The organism is Gilliamella sp. W8145 (assembly GCF_016101145.1).
Lineage (GTDB): Bacteria > Pseudomonadota > Gammaproteobacteria > Enterobacterales > Orbaceae > Gilliamella > Gilliamella apis_A.
This window is the reverse complement of record NZ_JACFRC010000001.1, coordinates 1,414,184-1,430,495: the sequence shown is the minus strand read 5'-3', so window position 1 is coordinate 1,430,495 and position 16,312 is coordinate 1,414,184. Positions and strand designations below refer to the sequence as shown.

At 32.7% G+C, this 16,312-nt stretch carries 15 protein-coding genes; 12 read left to right on the top strand and 3 right to left on the bottom strand.

Annotation, left to right across the window (positions count from 1 at the left end; genetic code table 11):
• Nucleotides 1-422 precede the first annotated feature (422 nt).
• Genes H3T80_RS06355 through H3T80_RS06345 form a run of 3 tightly spaced genes read left to right on the top strand, consistent with a single transcriptional unit; the run spans nucleotide 423 to nucleotide 3,904 of the window.
• Entirely contained in the window at nucleotides 423-1,667 is a 1,245-nt protein-coding gene (locus H3T80_RS06355; RefSeq protein WP_181414622.1) for a PqiA/YebS family transporter subunit, read from the top strand.
• A 15-nt stretch (nucleotides 1,668-1,682) separates the two neighbouring features.
• Nucleotides 1,683-3,320 carry an intermembrane transport protein PqiB gene (gene pqiB, locus H3T80_RS06350; protein WP_198200804.1) on the top strand — a complete coding sequence of 546 codons (1,638 nt, stop codon included), beginning with the start codon at nucleotides 1,683-1,685 and terminating at the stop codon, nucleotides 3,318-3,320.
• Entirely contained in the window at nucleotides 3,320-3,904 is a 585-nt protein-coding gene (locus H3T80_RS06345) for a membrane integrity-associated transporter subunit PqiC (protein WP_198200802.1), read from the top strand. Before pqiB ends, H3T80_RS06345 begins: the two co-directional genes overlap by 1 nt.
• Nucleotides 3,905-3,965: 61 nt before the next feature.
• Here the strand turns inward: H3T80_RS06345 and pabB are convergent, their stop codons facing one another.
• Together pabB and H3T80_RS06335 are read right to left on the bottom strand one after the other, a co-directional pair.
• Complete coding sequence (gene pabB, locus H3T80_RS06340) at nucleotides 3,966-5,705, bottom strand: aminodeoxychorismate synthase component I (protein ID WP_198200800.1); 1,740 nt, start codon at nucleotides 5,703-5,705, stop codon at nucleotides 3,966-3,968.
• Nucleotide 5,706: 1 nt separating this feature from the next.
• Complete coding sequence (locus H3T80_RS06335) at nucleotides 5,707-6,279, bottom strand: aminodeoxychorismate/anthranilate synthase component II (RefSeq protein ID WP_198200798.1); 573 nt, start codon at nucleotides 6,277-6,279, stop codon at nucleotides 5,707-5,709.
• Between the two features lie 300 nt (nucleotides 6,280-6,579).
• Here H3T80_RS06335 and manD point away from each other — a divergent pair, with 300 nt between their 5' ends.
• The 5 genes from manD to yccX all read left to right on the top strand — a co-directional run bounded on the left by manD (nucleotide 6,580) and on the right by yccX (nucleotide 11,915).
• Nucleotides 6,580-7,794 (top strand): D-mannonate dehydratase ManD, encoded by a 1,215-nt coding sequence (gene manD / locus H3T80_RS06330; RefSeq protein WP_034902860.1) that lies wholly within the window; start codon nucleotides 6,580-6,582, stop codon nucleotides 7,792-7,794.
• A 22-nt stretch (nucleotides 7,795-7,816) separates the two neighbouring features.
• Nucleotides 7,817-9,151 (top strand): MFS transporter, encoded by a 1,335-nt coding sequence (locus H3T80_RS06325; RefSeq protein WP_110447220.1) that lies wholly within the window; start codon nucleotides 7,817-7,819, stop codon nucleotides 9,149-9,151.
• 51 nt (nucleotides 9,152-9,202) lie between these two features.
• On the top strand, nucleotides 9,203-10,711 hold the full coding sequence (locus H3T80_RS06320) for a mannitol dehydrogenase family protein (RefSeq protein ID WP_198200796.1): 1,509 nt from the start codon (nucleotides 9,203-9,205) through the stop codon (nucleotides 10,709-10,711).
• A gap of 158 nt (nucleotides 10,712-10,869) precedes the next feature.
• Nucleotides 10,870-11,553, top strand: a complete 684-nt coding sequence (locus H3T80_RS06315) for a GntR family transcriptional regulator (protein WP_110447222.1) — start codon at nucleotides 10,870-10,872, stop codon at nucleotides 11,551-11,553.
• An 83-nt stretch (nucleotides 11,554-11,636) separates the two neighbouring features.
• Entirely contained in the window at nucleotides 11,637-11,915 is a 279-nt protein-coding gene (gene yccX, locus H3T80_RS06310; RefSeq protein ID WP_198200793.1) for an acylphosphatase, read from the top strand.
• A gap of 98 nt (nucleotides 11,916-12,013) precedes the next feature.
• Here the strand turns inward: yccX and H3T80_RS06305 are convergent, their stop codons facing one another.
• Nucleotides 12,014-12,607 carry a CHAP domain-containing protein gene (locus H3T80_RS06305; protein ID WP_198200791.1) on the bottom strand — a complete coding sequence of 198 codons (594 nt, stop codon included), beginning with the start codon at nucleotides 12,605-12,607 and terminating at the stop codon, nucleotides 12,014-12,016.
• A 415-nt stretch (nucleotides 12,608-13,022) separates the two neighbouring features.
• On the opposite strand from H3T80_RS06305, the gene lptC reads away from it, so the two are divergent.
• The 4 genes from lptC to H3T80_RS06285 are packed head-to-tail and all read left to right on the top strand — an operon-like array spanning nucleotide 13,023 to nucleotide 16,295.
• Nucleotides 13,023-13,589, top strand: coding sequence for an LPS export ABC transporter periplasmic protein LptC (lptC, locus tag H3T80_RS06300; RefSeq protein ID WP_198200787.1), 567 nt, complete (start codon nucleotides 13,023-13,025; stop codon nucleotides 13,587-13,589).
• Between the two features lie 3 nt (nucleotides 13,590-13,592).
• Nucleotides 13,593-14,147 (top strand): lipopolysaccharide transport periplasmic protein LptA, encoded by a 555-nt coding sequence (gene lptA, locus H3T80_RS06295; protein WP_198200785.1) that lies wholly within the window; start codon nucleotides 13,593-13,595, stop codon nucleotides 14,145-14,147.
• Nucleotides 14,148-14,873 carry an LPS export ABC transporter ATP-binding protein gene (gene lptB / locus H3T80_RS06290; protein WP_110447227.1) on the top strand — a complete coding sequence of 242 codons (726 nt, stop codon included), beginning with the start codon at nucleotides 14,148-14,150 and terminating at the stop codon, nucleotides 14,871-14,873. It abuts the gene before it with no gap.
• A 6-nt stretch (nucleotides 14,874-14,879) separates the two neighbouring features.
• Entirely contained in the window at nucleotides 14,880-16,295 is a 1,416-nt protein-coding gene (locus tag H3T80_RS06285; protein WP_198201172.1) for an RNA polymerase factor sigma-54, read from the top strand.
• The last annotated feature ends 17 nt before the right edge of the window (nucleotides 16,296-16,312 follow it).

Here is a 16,312-nt window from a genome sequence, read left to right as displayed (position 1 = left end):
ATAAGTAAGGATATGAGATACATTATACTGTATTGTTATACAGTATCAAGTTTTTTTTATAAACAGTATTAAATTGATTAATTATGTGAAATTATTCACAAATTTTCTTAATATTTATTACTAAATCCCGTTATGCAATTAATTAAACATTATCTTGAGAGTTATTTAGAATAACGATCTTCATATCGCCATTTGAAAAATGATAATAATCAAATTATGCTAATTTAATTAGGTAATACTTTCATAAAAAAGAAGCATTTGATATGATTGGCATCAAGAAGCTTTTTGGCCATTATTAATTTATTAAATTAATTACCACAGAACATAATCGTTTAACAAATATTGGCAATTTTTTATATATAAACGTTATGCTAATCAAAAACATCTTTACTAATTAATACACAATCAAATAAAGGAAAATGATGACTGTTGATAATCAAAATTATGTATTGTGTTCCCATTGTGATTTGGTTATCGGATTAACAGATGTTGCAATTGGACATAAAGCTACTTGTCCTCGCTGTACTACGACATTGTTTAAAAATCAGAACAATATGAAATTTCGTGCGGCAATGTATGCATTTTGTTCATTAATTATGCTTATCGTCGCTTGTGGGTTTGTGTTTATTGATATTAATTTAGTCGGTAATGTTAATGGTGTAAGTGTTTTAGATATACCCAAAATACTTTTTTTTGATAGATATAGCTATATTTCCGCATTATTTGTTTTATTTGTGCTTGTTTTTCCATTACTCAATTTATCTATTATTGTATTACTTTGCTCCAAAATAAAACTGACTAAATATCGAAAAAGAGATCTTTTGATTGTTTATGAAAAATTTCAGCATTGGTGTATGCCTGAGATTTTTTTGACAGGAATTTTAGTTAGTTTTGTTAAATTAATGAGTTATGGCAGCCTTGGTGTTACAGGGACCTTTTGGGCATTTTGTTTATTTGTTTTCTTTTATATCAAAGCAGTAGTTATTTTTACACCAGGTAAAATATGGAATGAAATCCATCGTAATAATTTTACTTTAAAACCATTAGAAGTAGGTAAAACGGGAATTTATCAAAATATAAAATTGTGCAGCTGTTGCCATGCAATTATTCCTGCTGAGTATGCTAAGTGTCCAAGATGTAAACAAAAAAGTCAACTTAGAGGAAGAGATAAAGTACAGTGGACGATTGCACTTTTAGTTACTTCACTGATTATTTATATACCAGCTAATTTATTTGGGATCATGATTACTGAAGTCTTTGGTGCACCATCGAGTTCGACGATTATGGATGGAGTTATCTATATGTGGCAAGCAGGGGATGTGCCGGTAGCATTAATCATTTTCGCTGCTAGTGTAGTTATCCCTATTTTAAAAATTATTTCTCTTAGCTGGCTTTGTTATTTTGCTTTGGCAGTTAAGAATAAGAAAAAACGTAATTGTCTAAAAATGAAGAAATTATATAATGCTGTTGAATTTATTGGTAAATGGTCAATGATCGATATCTTTGTGGTTTCGGTAGTGTGTTCTTTAGTGAGAAATCAACAAATGATGGGCGTATATCCTGATATAGGGGTAAGTTTTTTTGCTACTGTCGTTATCATTACAATGATTGCATCCCAAAAATTTGATCCACGTTTGCTTTGGGATCGAGTACCAACTAGAAAATAAAATAATAGGAATAATATGGCAAGCTCAAATAAATCAGCAAAAATAATTAAAATTAGAGCAATTTCAGCAATATGGATTATTCCCATAGTTACCGCAGTTGTTGGTTTATGGATTATCTATGCCCATTTTGCTGATCGAGGTACTCCTTTTACCTTATTGGCTAAAGATGCAAGTGGTATTGTAGCTGGTAAAACAGTCATAAAAAATCGCAGCGTTGATGTTGGTATTGTTGATGAAGTGACATTATCTGATGATTACAAACAAGTCGTAATCAAAGGTCGAATCTATAACGACATGAATCCGCTTTTGAAAAATGATTCAATATTTTGGGTGGTTAAACCTGAAATTGGTCGTGATGGTGTGACAGGGCTAGGAACTATTTTATCGGGTGTCTATATTGAGCTTGTTTCAGGGAATGATACTCATAGCTTTAAAAATAATCCATTTATTCTATCTGATGCACCGCCCTTATCAGATCCAAGCATAAAGGGAATTCGTTTAAATTTAGATAGCGATCAAAGTGGTGTTGTGCCACGCGGTGCTAAAGTGATGTTTCGTGGCTATCATGTAGGTAATGTTGAAACGTCACAGTTTGATGTTGAAGCGCGTAAAATGAAGTATCAAATTTTTATTACGACACCTTATGATGCATTAGTTACTGAAAACGTACGGTTTTGGAAAGAAGGGGGAATCAATTTAACGTTATCTTCTCGTGGTGCCAGTTTAGATGTGCCTTCTTTAGATGTTCTAATGTCAGGCGGTATTAGCTTTGATTTACCTGATGGGGCAAAATTAGGACAACCGGCTAAGCAACATGATGTATATAAATTATATGAAGATAGAAAGTCGATTCAAGATTCACAATATACTGAATATAAAGAATTCCTACTTATGATTACGGACTCAATATCGGGATTAACCGAAGGTGCACCAGTTGAATATCATGGCATAAGGCTCGGTACAGTAAGTAAAGTACCGTTTTATACCACAGAAATGTTGCAAGAAAGATCAATTCTTAATCAAAGAGTACCGATACTAATTAAAATCGAACCTGACAGATTAGCTGAATTGGTAGAAGATAAGATAGATATTGGTAATTTAATTATAAATGAGCAAAAAAATGGTTTGCGAGCATCATTAAAGACTTCAAATATGTTTACGGGGGCACTTTATATTGATTTAGATTTTTATCCAGAGTTAAAAGATAAATATGATAGTAAATTAGCTAAACAATATGGGTACGATACGATTGAAACTACATCAACTGGATTTGCACAAATACAAGCAAAAATCCTGCAATTATTAGATAATTTTAATAGTTTACCTGTTAACAATACTATGGAGCAATTTAATAAATCCTTAGAATCGAGTCAACGCTTAATGAATACCATAAATCAAATTATGGCAAGTAAAGAGATGCAAAATATGCCTAAAGATTTACAAAGAGCTATGCGTTCATTAAATGAAGCGATGAAAGGAATACAACCAGGTTCACAACTTAATACACAAATGAATGAAAGTTTACAGAAAATTCAGCAAATGATGGATGAATTAACTCCTTTACTTCATACGTTAAATAATAAAAGTAACGCATTGATTTTCTCTTCACCAAACAAAAAAGATCAAGAACCAAAAGCCAGAGGAAATAAATAATGTTCAAATCGATTCGATGTTTTAAAATTACACTATTGATAGCATTATTAGCGGTAATGGTGGGTTGTTCATCAAATACCGAAAGAAAAAATTATTTTCAATTAACGAGTAATTTAGTTAATGTTGATTCAGTGACGACTCACTCGACCAATAAGTTTATTTGGATTGAGTCTATTGAAGTAGCCAGTTTTTTAAATAAATCAGGCATTGTTTTACAAACACAAGATATAAAATATGTTACAGCAACTAATAATTTATGGGCCTCAACATTGTCTCAACAATTTGCAGATAGATTATCGCAGGATCTAACTCAACTTTTACCTAATTATTTAGTCTCAACCAAATCTATTACTACACCTACCTTAATAATTAAGCTTTTTATTGATGGTTTCCATGGTAGTTATAAGGGGGATGCAGTGATAAAAGGGCGCTGGGTAGTGACAGATAATAAAGGACAAATTAGGACTAAAGTTATTGAACGCAGTGTTCCGTTGGCAAAAAATGGCTATAGCGCACTGGTAAAAGCCTTATCGCAAGGCTGGCAAGATGAAGAGTTAGAATTTGCGAATTCAATCAAATATTAGTTATTGTTTAACATTCCGCCGATATAATGGCGGAATGTCATAGATAGTTAATTTCAAATTATTATAACTGTTTTTTCAATTCACTAAATACCTGCTCTTCAATTTCAACCCAACCTCGAACACTATTAATAAATGCTATTTTATCGGCCTGTAAAATATCTTTTTTGTTTATCGTTTTCTCAATTAATTTATGCTGATCTAAATAATGTTGTCGCATAGTGCCAGCTAATAGTCCTGATGTAATGGCAGGCGTTATCCACTTATCATTAATTAATAGGGCGATATTACCATTAACAAACTCGGTAATTTCATCATTTTGATTATAATTGATATATTCTTGACCAACTGTCAATTGAGGAAAATGTTGTCGATTGGTTGTTTTATGATAGAGAAAAACATTATGTTTATCGACACTTTTAGGCGCAAAAGCTATATTATTAATCACCATTGAGGTGGTAAGCAAATCTATACTTATTTCTGATTGTCCTGATTTTGATTGCAGAAGTCTAACTTTATATTTTCCTAATGGATATTTTTTGGCTAGCTTCGTTAATGTCTGTTTGATTGTTTGAATATCACATGTAAAATCAAAATATTGTGTTGAGTTGTCCAATCTGTCCAAATGTGCATTAAGTAACAAAAACTCTCCATTTTCTAACAATAAGGTTTCAATAATATATTCAGGTATAGATAAAGTTCTATGCAAAATAGCTGTTTTCGCTAGGACTTCGTTATATTCATCATTGGCGCTTGAATCCCAAGTAATGCCTCCACCAACACCATAATTCAACTGTTGATTATTAATGGTTAAGGTACGTATTGGAATATTAAATATCGCCTTTTTCATAAAAGGGTCAATATAACCAATTGCGCCACAATACACGCCACGAGCTGAATTCTCAATATTACTAATAATATGCATGGTACTTGCTTTAGGTGCTCCAGTGATTGAGCCACATGGGAACAGTGCTTGCAATAGTTGATATAGGTTAATATTATCTTTTAATATTCCTTGAATTGTCGAGGTTAGTTGCCATACGGTTGGGTATTTTTCTGCGGTAAATAAGTGTGGGACGGTGATCGATCCTGGTTTTGAAATTCTGCTCAAATCATTACGCAGTAAATCAACAATCATCATATTCTCTGCAAGATTTTTTTCTGATTTCAACAACTCTACTTGTTGTTTATCTTGTTGTGTCGTCAATCCTCGGGCGGTAGTACCTTTCATTGGTTTCGTTGTAATAGTTTTATCTTCTAATTTAAAAAATAGCTCAGGAGAAATAGATAAGATATGATAATTTTCAAATTCTATATAGGCACAATAATTGGCAAGATTATTTTTTTGTAGAAAGTAATAATAATCTAAAGGATTACTATTAAATGGTGCACTAAATTGAATGGTATAATTGGTTTGGTAAGTATTACCTAATTCAATTTGCGAGTGAATATAGTCAATTTTTTGCTGATATTCGTTAATATCAGTATCACAAGATAACTTTAACGATAGTGGTGAAAAGTGATTTGAATCTGGAATCGGCTCACTCGTATACTTATCAAAAATACCAAATAATAGTAATGGTAAATCAAGATTTGAGCTTTTTATAACTTTGGTTTTATTGTTTTCACTAAACCCCATAGCACTTTCATAAGCAAGATAACCACAAGCGTAATAACCTTTATTTGTGAAGCTTTCTATTTCATCAATGCGTTGTTTAATAGCTCTATAATCGTTTGATTTTATAATTTTGATTGGATCACAAAAATATTTACGTTCACCTTCAAAATCGATATAAATTTTCATATTAATTACCATTAACAAAGTTACTAATTATTTTTAAACCAGATTCTGTCTTAATTGCCTCTGGGTGAAATTGTACCGATTCAATTGGCAGTGTTTTATGTCGTAATCCCATAATCAATCCTTGCCTATTTTTAGCGGTAACTATTAAAGGTGACTCATTTAATGGCAAATTAGGGTGGGCAATTAGAGAATGATACCTAACCGCGGAGAGTGGATTTTTAATCCCGACAAATAAGCCTTGCTCATCATGTGTAATTTCATCAATTTTACCATGCATTGGTACTGGGGCTTTAACAATGCTATAACCAAAATATTGGGCAATCGCTTGATGACCTAAACAAATGCCAAGTATTGGGCAGTGATTAGCAAAACAATTGATCGCCGATAATGATATTCCGGCATTATCGGGTGTTCCCGGCCCCGGAGAAATGACCATTTTGGAAAACGATAATCGCTTTAATTCATCAATAGATTTTTCATCATTTTTGATGACCATAACTTCGGCTCCTGCACGGCAAAGGTAATCATAGATATTAAAAGTAAAAGAATCGTAATTATCAATTAGAAGAATCAAAATAGTACCCAATGCTTAATAATTATAAATAAAGGAGGTTTTAACGAGTGACTGGTGATTTTATTATAAAAAGCGATGCTATATAAAGTAATTAATTACTTATTAAAAAAACTATCTACGACTATACTAGACATTTAAAAACCCTGTTCCTCAAAAATTTGAGGAGCGGGGTTTTTTATTACTTATTTCTCATAAAGTTAATATTTATGTGATCAATATCACATAATTTTTCTAATCTACTTGTATGGTAGTATGATTAAAATTAAAGTTTACTCATTAATCATTTTTCAGAGGTATCAAATGAAAATCGTAAAAGCAGAGGTTTTTGTGTGTAGTCCAGGAAGGAACTTTGTCACATTAAAAATCACTACAGATTCAGGCGTATATGGAGTTGGTGATGCGACACTCAACGGACGAGAATTATCTGTCGCATCATATCTCAAAGATCATCTTTGTCCACAGTTAATCGGCCGAGATGCTAGTCAAATTGAAGATATATTTCAATATTTCTATAAAGGTGCTTATTGGCGTCGAGGGCCAGTGACCATGTCAGCGATATCAGCAATTGATATGGCGTTATGGGATATCAAAGGTAAAGTAGCCAATATGCCACTTTATCAGTTATTAGGTGGAGCTTCACGTACTGGTGTCATGGTCTATTGCCATACCACTGGTAAAGATATTGAAGAAGCGTTGGATGATTATGCCAAACATAAGGAAATGGGGTTTAAAGCCATTCGTGTTCAGTGTGGAATACCAGGAATGAAGACCACATACGGCCAAAGTAAAGGTAAAAATTTAGCTTATGAGCCGGCTACTCGAGGTAATTATCCTGAAGAGCAATTTTGGGCAACCGATAAATATCTTGATTTCACACCAAAATTATTTGAAGCAGTAAGAAATAAATTTGGTTTTAATGAACATTTATTGCATGACATGCACCATCGTTTAACCCCAATTGAAGCAGCACGATTTGGCAAAAGTATTGAAGACTACCGACTATTTTGGATGGAAGATCCGACACCTGCAGAAAATCAAGAGTGCTTCCGTTTAATTCGTCAACATACCGTAACACCAATTGCTGTCGGTGAAGTATTCAATAGCATTTGGGATTGTAAACAATTAATTGAAGAACAACTGATTGATTATATTCGAACCACGATAACTCATGCTGGTGGTATTACACATATGCGCCGGATTGCTGATTTTGCGGCTCTTTATCAAGTTAGAACTGGTTCGCATGGTCCATCTGATTTATCACCAATTTGTCATGCAGCGGCGCTGCACTTTGATATGTGGGTACCTAACTTTGGTGTACAAGAATTTATGGGTTATTCCGAACAGATGTTAGAAGTTTTCTCGCCTAATTGGACCTTTAATGATGGTTATATGCATCCAAGTGACAAACCCGGATTAGGAATCGATTTTGATGAAAAACTTGCAGCAAAATATCCATACAATCCTGCTTATTTGCCAATTGCTCGTCTAGAAGATGGCACATTGTGGAATTGGTAATTAAAAAATGAAGGAAATTAATATGTCAACTTTAGAAACAATGGAAGAAAAAGAAAAACGGAATATTATAAGGCGTGTAGCTGTTGCATCATCTATTGGAACTGCTGCAGAATATTATGATTTTTTTGCATATGGAACGGCAGCAGTACTCTTTTTTGGTCAACTGTTCTTTCCTAGTAATGATCCTTTTATTAGCACTCTTGCAGCATTTGCTACTTATGCAGTAGGTTTTTTTGCTAGACCTATTGGCGGTATTGTTTTTGGTCATATGGGCGATAAAGTAGGAAGAAAAAAAGCGTTAGTCATTACTATTTTAATTGTTGGATTAGGAACATTCGTTATTGGTTTATTACCAACTTATGCATCAATTGGTTGGTGGGCTCCTGTAATTCTAATTTTAATTAGGGTTCTGCAAGGATTTGGTGTTGGTGGCGAACAAGCAGGTGCGGTGTTGATGACAGCGGAATATTCTCCGCCTGAAAAGCGCGGATTTTTCTCTAGTTGGGTGCAAATAGGTGCACCACTTGGTTTTTTGTTACCTTCAGCGCTTTTTGCTTTATTAACATCATTACTTTCAGAAGAACAAATGCTTGATTTTGGTTGGAGAATACCATTTTTATTAAGTTTACTTTTAGTTATATTGGGATTATTTATCCGATTACGTATTGACGAATCACCAGTTTTTGAAAAAATTAGACAAACTAAAGCTGTTGAATCTTCAATGCCGTTGAAAGATGTTATGAAAAATTATCCGGGGATTGTTGCTAAAGGGGTTGGCGCAAAACTAATTGAAGCATGTTCATTTGCTATGTTTACAGTGATTGTTTTAGCCTATGTAAATGTAAATCAATTTAATAAAAGTTATGTATTAGATGCAATAATTGTTGCTGTAGTCATCGAGATTTTTACTATCCCGTTAATGGGTGCTTTATCGGATAAATGGGGAAGAAAAAGAGTCTATATACTTGGCGCTCTTCTGCAAGTAATTTTTATAGTTCCATTTTTCTTAATGGTCAATACACAGAATTATATATTAATTCAGTTAGCAATGATAATTGTTTTACCTATAGGTCATGCTATGTGTTATGCACCACAAGCATCATTCTTCCCAGAATTATTTCCGACAGCAATTCGTTGTAGTGGTATAGCGTTGATATGGCAGGTTGGTTCATTAATTGGAAGTGGTATTTTAGGGCTTTGTGCAGTTAAGATTTTACAAATGTGTAGTGGACATTATTCTGGATTAGCCTTATATGTTGGTACATTAGGTATTTTATCTGTTATTGGTATTGCGTTATTGCCTGAAACAGCACCTAATAAAATTAAAAAAGAATATCAGCAATGGGTAGGAAAATAAAACTACAAAATAAATGATTATTGTTTAATTAATTATTAATTAGAGACTTTTATGAGATTATCAAATCAAACTTTATCACAACTACCTAAGGGGGTAGTTGTTCCAACTTATGATAGAAGCAAAATTAAAACCAAAATTGTTCATCTCGGTTTTGGCGCTTTTCATCGTGCTCATCAAGCTGTTTATACGGATATACTAGCTACACAGCATGATAGCGATTGGGGATACTGTGAAGTTAACTTGATTGGTGGTGAAGCTCAAATTCAAGATTTAAAACAACAAGATTGCTTGTTTAGTGTTTGTGAAATGTCTTATGATAATTGGAATACCCGCGTTGTTGGTATTGCAAAAGAAGCATTACATGCAGATATTGATGGAATACAAAAAGTCTTAGCAGTGATGACTCGTCCTGAAATTGCGATTGTATCGATAACCATAACTGAGAAAGGCTATTGCTATCTACCTTCGACAGCATCCATAGATACTAATAATCCATTAATTAGTCATGATATTTCTTATCCTTATGCACCCAAATCTGTTCCGGGCGTCATTGTTGAGGCATTACGTTTACGTAAAGAACAAGGATTAAAACCATTTACGGTGATGTCTTGTGATAATATGCCTGAAAATGGGCATGTTACACGTAATGTTGTTTTAGCATTGGCTAAACAGCGAGATCCTGATTTAGCCCAATGGATCAATGATAATGTTACATTTCCATCTACAATGGTTGACCGAATCGTACCAGCTGCAACGCCTGAAACTATGGTAAAAATAAACAAACAACTAGGTGGTATTGATGACCCTGCGGGCATTGCTGGTGAACCATTTAGGCAATGGGTTATTGAAGATAATTTTGTGGCAGGGCGCCCCCAATGGCAAAAAGTGGGTGCAGAATTAGTTAATGATGTATTACCATATGAAGAAATGAAGTTACGCATGTTAAATGGTAGCCATTCTTTTTTTGCATATTTAGGCTATCTAGCCGGTTATTTACATATAGATAAATGTATGCAGGATAATAATTATGTTACAGCTGCTAGACATTTAATGCTAAATGAACAAGCAACAACGTTGCGAGTTAAAGATGTTGATCTTTCTGCTTATGCTGATTCATTACTTGATCGTTATCGAAATACCGGTTTAAAACATCGTACATGGCAAATTGCAATGGATGGAACATTGAAGCTACCTCAACGAATGCTTGATTCAATTCGTTATCATGTAGCTAATAATACTGCATTTGATTGTCTTGCTTTAGGTGTTGCTGCTTGGATGCGCTACGTTAGTGGGGTTGATGATGCGGGTAAATCTATTGAGGTAAGTGATCCTTCAATTATGCAAATAAACGAGCTTGTCGCAAATAGTGCCGATGATGAAAATAGAGTAGAAGCGTTATTGTCTTTAACTCATGTGTTTGGTAGTGACTTACCGCATAATCAACTTTTTGTCGATAAGGTAACAAATGCTTACCTAGCATTGCGAGATTTAGGTGCTAAACAGACAGTTAAAAATTTAACTGAACTTTTTAGTACTATAAATGCAACTAACAATAATTGATAATAACTAAGGTGTAATAGCTTATTTTAGTCATTACACCTTCTATAATCATATTTCTAGTTATTTAAAATATATAGTATTTTTTAAAAAAACTTTTCTTATATTTAAAAATCACCTACTATTTATTGTAATTTAATTTTATTACATAAAAATGGTATATGTTTAAACTTATTGAATTAAATATTTCTGAGCCGGTTAATCAGCAAGTTTATCGTGCATTAAGAAGAGCGATTATTACTTGTCAGGTGTTACCGGGAGTTTTACTTTCTGAAAAAGAGATTTCAAGTCAATTCAATGTATCACGTCAGCCAGTTCGTGAAGCATTTATCAAGTTAGCCGAAGCCGGGTTAGTTAAAATTTTGCCACAGCGAGGCACATTTGTAACAAAAATCTCCATTAAAAAAGTGATTGATGGGCAATTTATCCGTGAAGCCGTTGAGTGTGCAATTATTAAACGAGTAGCACAAGAAATTACCGAATCCGATCTGGTATTATTGGATAAAAATCTTGCCGAACAAATAGATGCCAATAAGCGAAAAGATATTCGATCTTTTTTGGAAAAAGATGACGAATTTCACCAAATTATAATGAATGTTATCGATTGTCCAATGGCTTGGGAAACGGTCGAAAATATCAAAGCAATGATGGACAGAGTTCGATATCTCACCTTAGAAGATATTTCTCCACCAGAAGACTTAGTAAAGCAACACAAAAAAATCGTTATGGCACTAAAAAAACATGATCCGGAAATGGCGGCATTGGCGCTGCATGAACATTTATCTACTATTCTACAAACAATAAATATAGTGTCACAACAGCGTAATGATTGGTTTGTTGATTAGCTTAGGTAAATAATAAGGTTAAGTTAAGAAAAAATATTTATAATGAGATTAATTATTATAAATAATAATTGAGACTTTCTATTATGATACGACAAGTTAAAATTCGAGTGTGTGGTCGTGTACAGGGTGTTGGTTTTCGCTTCTTTACTTATCAACAAGCTACCAAACTGGGTTTAGTTGGTTATGTTAAAAATTTAGATAATGGTGATGTAGAAATACTAATACAAGGGGATAGCATATCAATTGCTAAATTAATACAATGGTTTGAACAGGGCGGACCAGTTTCAGCCCGTATAACGGCGATAAATGTTACAGAATTAATTCCTGAAAACCAATTAAATGCTTTTAATATCAAATATTAATTTTATACCTAATAAGGTATTTTATAATAATAGCCTATTGTTAAACAAAGTTAACATTGATAGGTTTATTATTTATAAACCATTATTTAATTAATTGTTTAACGTTTACGCAAATAACCGAAAACACGATAACCTTCTATTTTCCATAATCCATCTTTATAAATTAACGGAAAAGTCACCCGACTGCTTGCGTTAGGTCCTGGATTTTGCTGAACAATTTCGATCTCATTGTCGCTAACTTTACTGATAATAGCAACATGGCCATATTGAGACCAGCCTAAAACAATAATATCTTCTACTTTAGGTTTGGTAGTTGATCCATTATGGAACTGAAGTAGATTACGTCTGGTATTCATTTTGCCATCAGGAATAGAATCATCGAAAAAATCTTTTGCATGGCCATAACTATCCGGCATTTTATGATTGAAACGTTCATAATAGTAACGTTTAATAAATTCAACACATTGATATTTAAGACCTAAATTATAACCATCTTTAGCTACATTGCGACTACTGACATGATTTATATTACCATTATAGTAAACTTTAACTCCATTGAGCTCGTCGACAACTGTGCCAATTTTACTCTCATTAACATTTAAATCAGCATAAGCATAATGATAAAAACTAGCTACTTCCAGCATTAATAAAACAGTTAATAAATAGAGACTGTTTTTTAATCTAAATAACATATTGATTTCCTATTGATATTTTTAATCATTATTAAATGATTATAGCTAATTTTCAGACTTAAAAATTAAACATAATAGATCTATATTACTAAAAATTTTATATATTAATTGATATATTATAGTAAATAATTAATCAATCAATGAAGAGCATTATATTTTCTTTAAATTCAAATAGATGATAATTATTATTAATCTATTATCAAATACATTAAAATATATTTATTGGTATATTTTGAGGTATTTATGGTATTAATATTAAAGTATCTGAATTATTATCAGAATGTCATTTAACTTCTTGCAATGTCAGATATTAATTTAATAAAAAATAAAGTAAAATAAATTAATATTTAGATGATTTGTCATAATGATATGCCTGCGTTATTGATTAATCTTATTCAGGTAATTAACGTAAACTATGAATAAAAAAAATTTAATCTGTTTCTTGCTTCTTATTTTAATAGTTGGTGTTTATTATAGTTATCAAAATGATGATGACGTGTTGAGTACGCCATCAAATGCAAATCAGCCTGAAATGCCAATTTATCAAAGTGAAGATATGGTTACCAATGTCTATGATTTATCCGGTAATATAGTATATAAAATTGAATCGGGTAAAGTAGAGCATTTTGATAATAATGAAAATACTGATTTTGATTTACCTAAAGTTACACTTTATGATCAGGATCATACCGCAACATGGCATATTCAAGCAAAACGAGCGACTTTGACAAAAGATAAACTAATTTACCTTTATCAAGATGTAACATTAACTAATTTAATAGCCGATTCTCAATTACAGCAAGTATTAACTGATGATGCAGTGGTTGATTTAACAACGCAACTAGTCACCTCTAAAGATCCAGTAAAAATCAAGGGAACTGGCTTTTTCTCAACAGGTGTGGGATTGGTTGGTAATTTGCGCGAAAAAACAGCAAATATACTTGAAAATGTAAAAACTTTTTATAATAGTGAGGCTCAATAAAAAATGAGATCAAAAAAACAGACATTTTTTCCATTATTTTTTATGCTATGTGTATCATTTACTTGTTTTGCTGATGAGACTAACGTAGATACTTCATCCGCCTCAAAAGATCAAAAGATGTTTGTTGATAATAAGCCAATTACCGTTGATGCAGATAACCAACAAATTGATATTGATAAAAATATTATTACTTTTAGTGGTAATGTTCAGATTATTCAAGATGGTTTGACGATATGGGCAGATAAAGTGGTGATTACAGATATGCAAGATACAAGTAAACAAAAAATAACTGCATATGGTAAACCGGTAAAATATAAACAAATTCTTCCACAAAATAAAAAAATTGTGACCGGTCATTCACAACAGGTTATCTATAATGTTAAAGAAAATAATATAGTATTACAAGGTAATGCAGAGTTATTTCAACAAGATAACCATATCAGTAGCTCAATTATTACTTATGATGTGAAAAAACAGCAAATAGTTGCACAACCAGGTAAAAAAGGCCGAGTGAAAAGTACTATCATTCCAAGTCAAGTAAAAGAGATGAATAAATAAATGGCAATTTTAAAAGCGGAAAATCTTGCTAAAGTTTATAAAAAACGACGAGTTGTTGAAGATGTTAGTTTAACTGTAAACTCTGGTGAAATAGTTGGTTTACTTGGTCCTAACGGTGCTGGTAAAACAACTACTTTTTATATGGTGGTTGGTATTGTGACTCTAAATGCCGGAAAAATTTACCTTGATGATCATGATATCAGTATTTTGCCATTACATGAGAGAGCGCAAAAAGGAATAGGTTATTTGCCTCAAGAAGCGTCAATATTTAGAAAGCTTTCCGTTATTGATAATATTATGGCTATTTTAGAAACTCGCAATGATATTGATAAAAATGAAAAGATTAATCGCGCAGAAGAGTTACTTGAAGAGTTTCATATTACCCATATCCGAGACAATATTGGTCAATCATTATCCGGCGGAGAACGACGACGAGTTGAGATAGCTAGAGCATTAGCGGCAAATCCTAAATTCATTTTACTTGATGAACCATTTGCGGGTGTAGATCCCATTTCGGTAATTGATATTAAAAATATTATTAAACACCTACGTGATCGTGGTTTAGGCGTACTGATTACCGATCATAATGTTCGTGAAACACTTGATGTTTGTGAACGAGCCTATATAGTGAATAAGGGACATTTAATTGCTGAAGGTACACCAGATAGTATATTAAATAATGACTATGTTAAACGTGTTTATTTAGGACATGAATTTAGATTATAGATTATGATGAAACAAGGCTTACAACTGAAGGTTTCGCAACAGTTGTCAATGACGCCACAATTACAATTAGCTATTCGATTGTTGCAATTGTCGACTTTAGAATTACGTCAAGAAATTCAAACTGTACTCGAAAACAATCCATTATTAGAGATTGCCGATCAGTATGATGAAATTAATATTGAACAAGATGAACTAAACGAAAATATTGATACTCGTGAAGCATTGGATAGCCAAGAAATCCCCGAGGATATTCCATTAGATGCCTCATTAGATGATATTTACACAGCTGGTACTCCCTCAGGAACTCACTCAGATTATCGTAATGATGAGTTACCAATCTATCAAGGTGAAACACATGAAACATTGCATGATTACTTAAAATGGCAATTAGATTTAACACCATTTAGTGACATTGATCGTGCAATTGCTGTTTCGATTATTGAAGCTATTGATGACAGAGGTTATCTAACCGTTTCAACTGAAGAAATTCTAGAGGAACAAGGCAATAGTCAAATTGAACTTGATGAGGTTGAGGCAGTTTTAAAGCGAATTTGGCATTTTGATCCAATCGGGGTTGGAGCGAGATCTTTACAAGAATGTTTGTCTATTCAAACTCAGCATTTAACTTCGCCTGTATTAGTTAAACAGATTATTGATAACTATTTAGATTTATTAGCAAATCATGATTATCGAACATTAAAAAAACGCTTAAATGCGACGGATGAACAGTTAAAAGAAGCCATTAATTTTATTCAGCATTTACAACCTTATCCTGGTGATTCGGTCAATACCTTACCTCCGGATTATGTTATTCCTGATCTTGTGGTAAAAAAGATGGATGGGAAATGGATAGCTGAATTAAACAGCGATACCGTTCCGACACTGCGCATTAATCAACAATATGCGGCAATGGAAAAAATTAGTAATGAAAGTGATAGCCAATACATTCGCGCACATTTGCAAGATGCAAATTGGTTTATTAAAAGTGTCGAAAATCGTAATGAGACACTATTAAAAGTGAGTCAATTTATTGTTGAGCACCAACAAGAATTTTTTGAAAATGGTGCTGAATATATGAAACCAATGATTTTGTCAGATGTTGCTATGGCGATTGATATGCATGAATCAACAATTTCACGCGTTACAACGCAAAAATATTTACAATGCCCTAATGGTATATTTGAGTTGAAATTCTTTTTCTCTAGCCATGTTAATACTGAATCTGGTGGTGAAGCATCATCGACAGCAATTCGGGCTTTAATTAAAAAATATATTTCTGAAGAAGATGCTAAAAAACCTTTAAGTGATAGTAAACTAGTTTCAATTTTAGAAAATCAAGGGATTATTATTGCCCGTCGAACGGTTGCTAAATATCGTGAATCTTTATCGATACCACCGTCAAATCAACGAAAACAGCTTTGATAATAATTGGCTGTTTT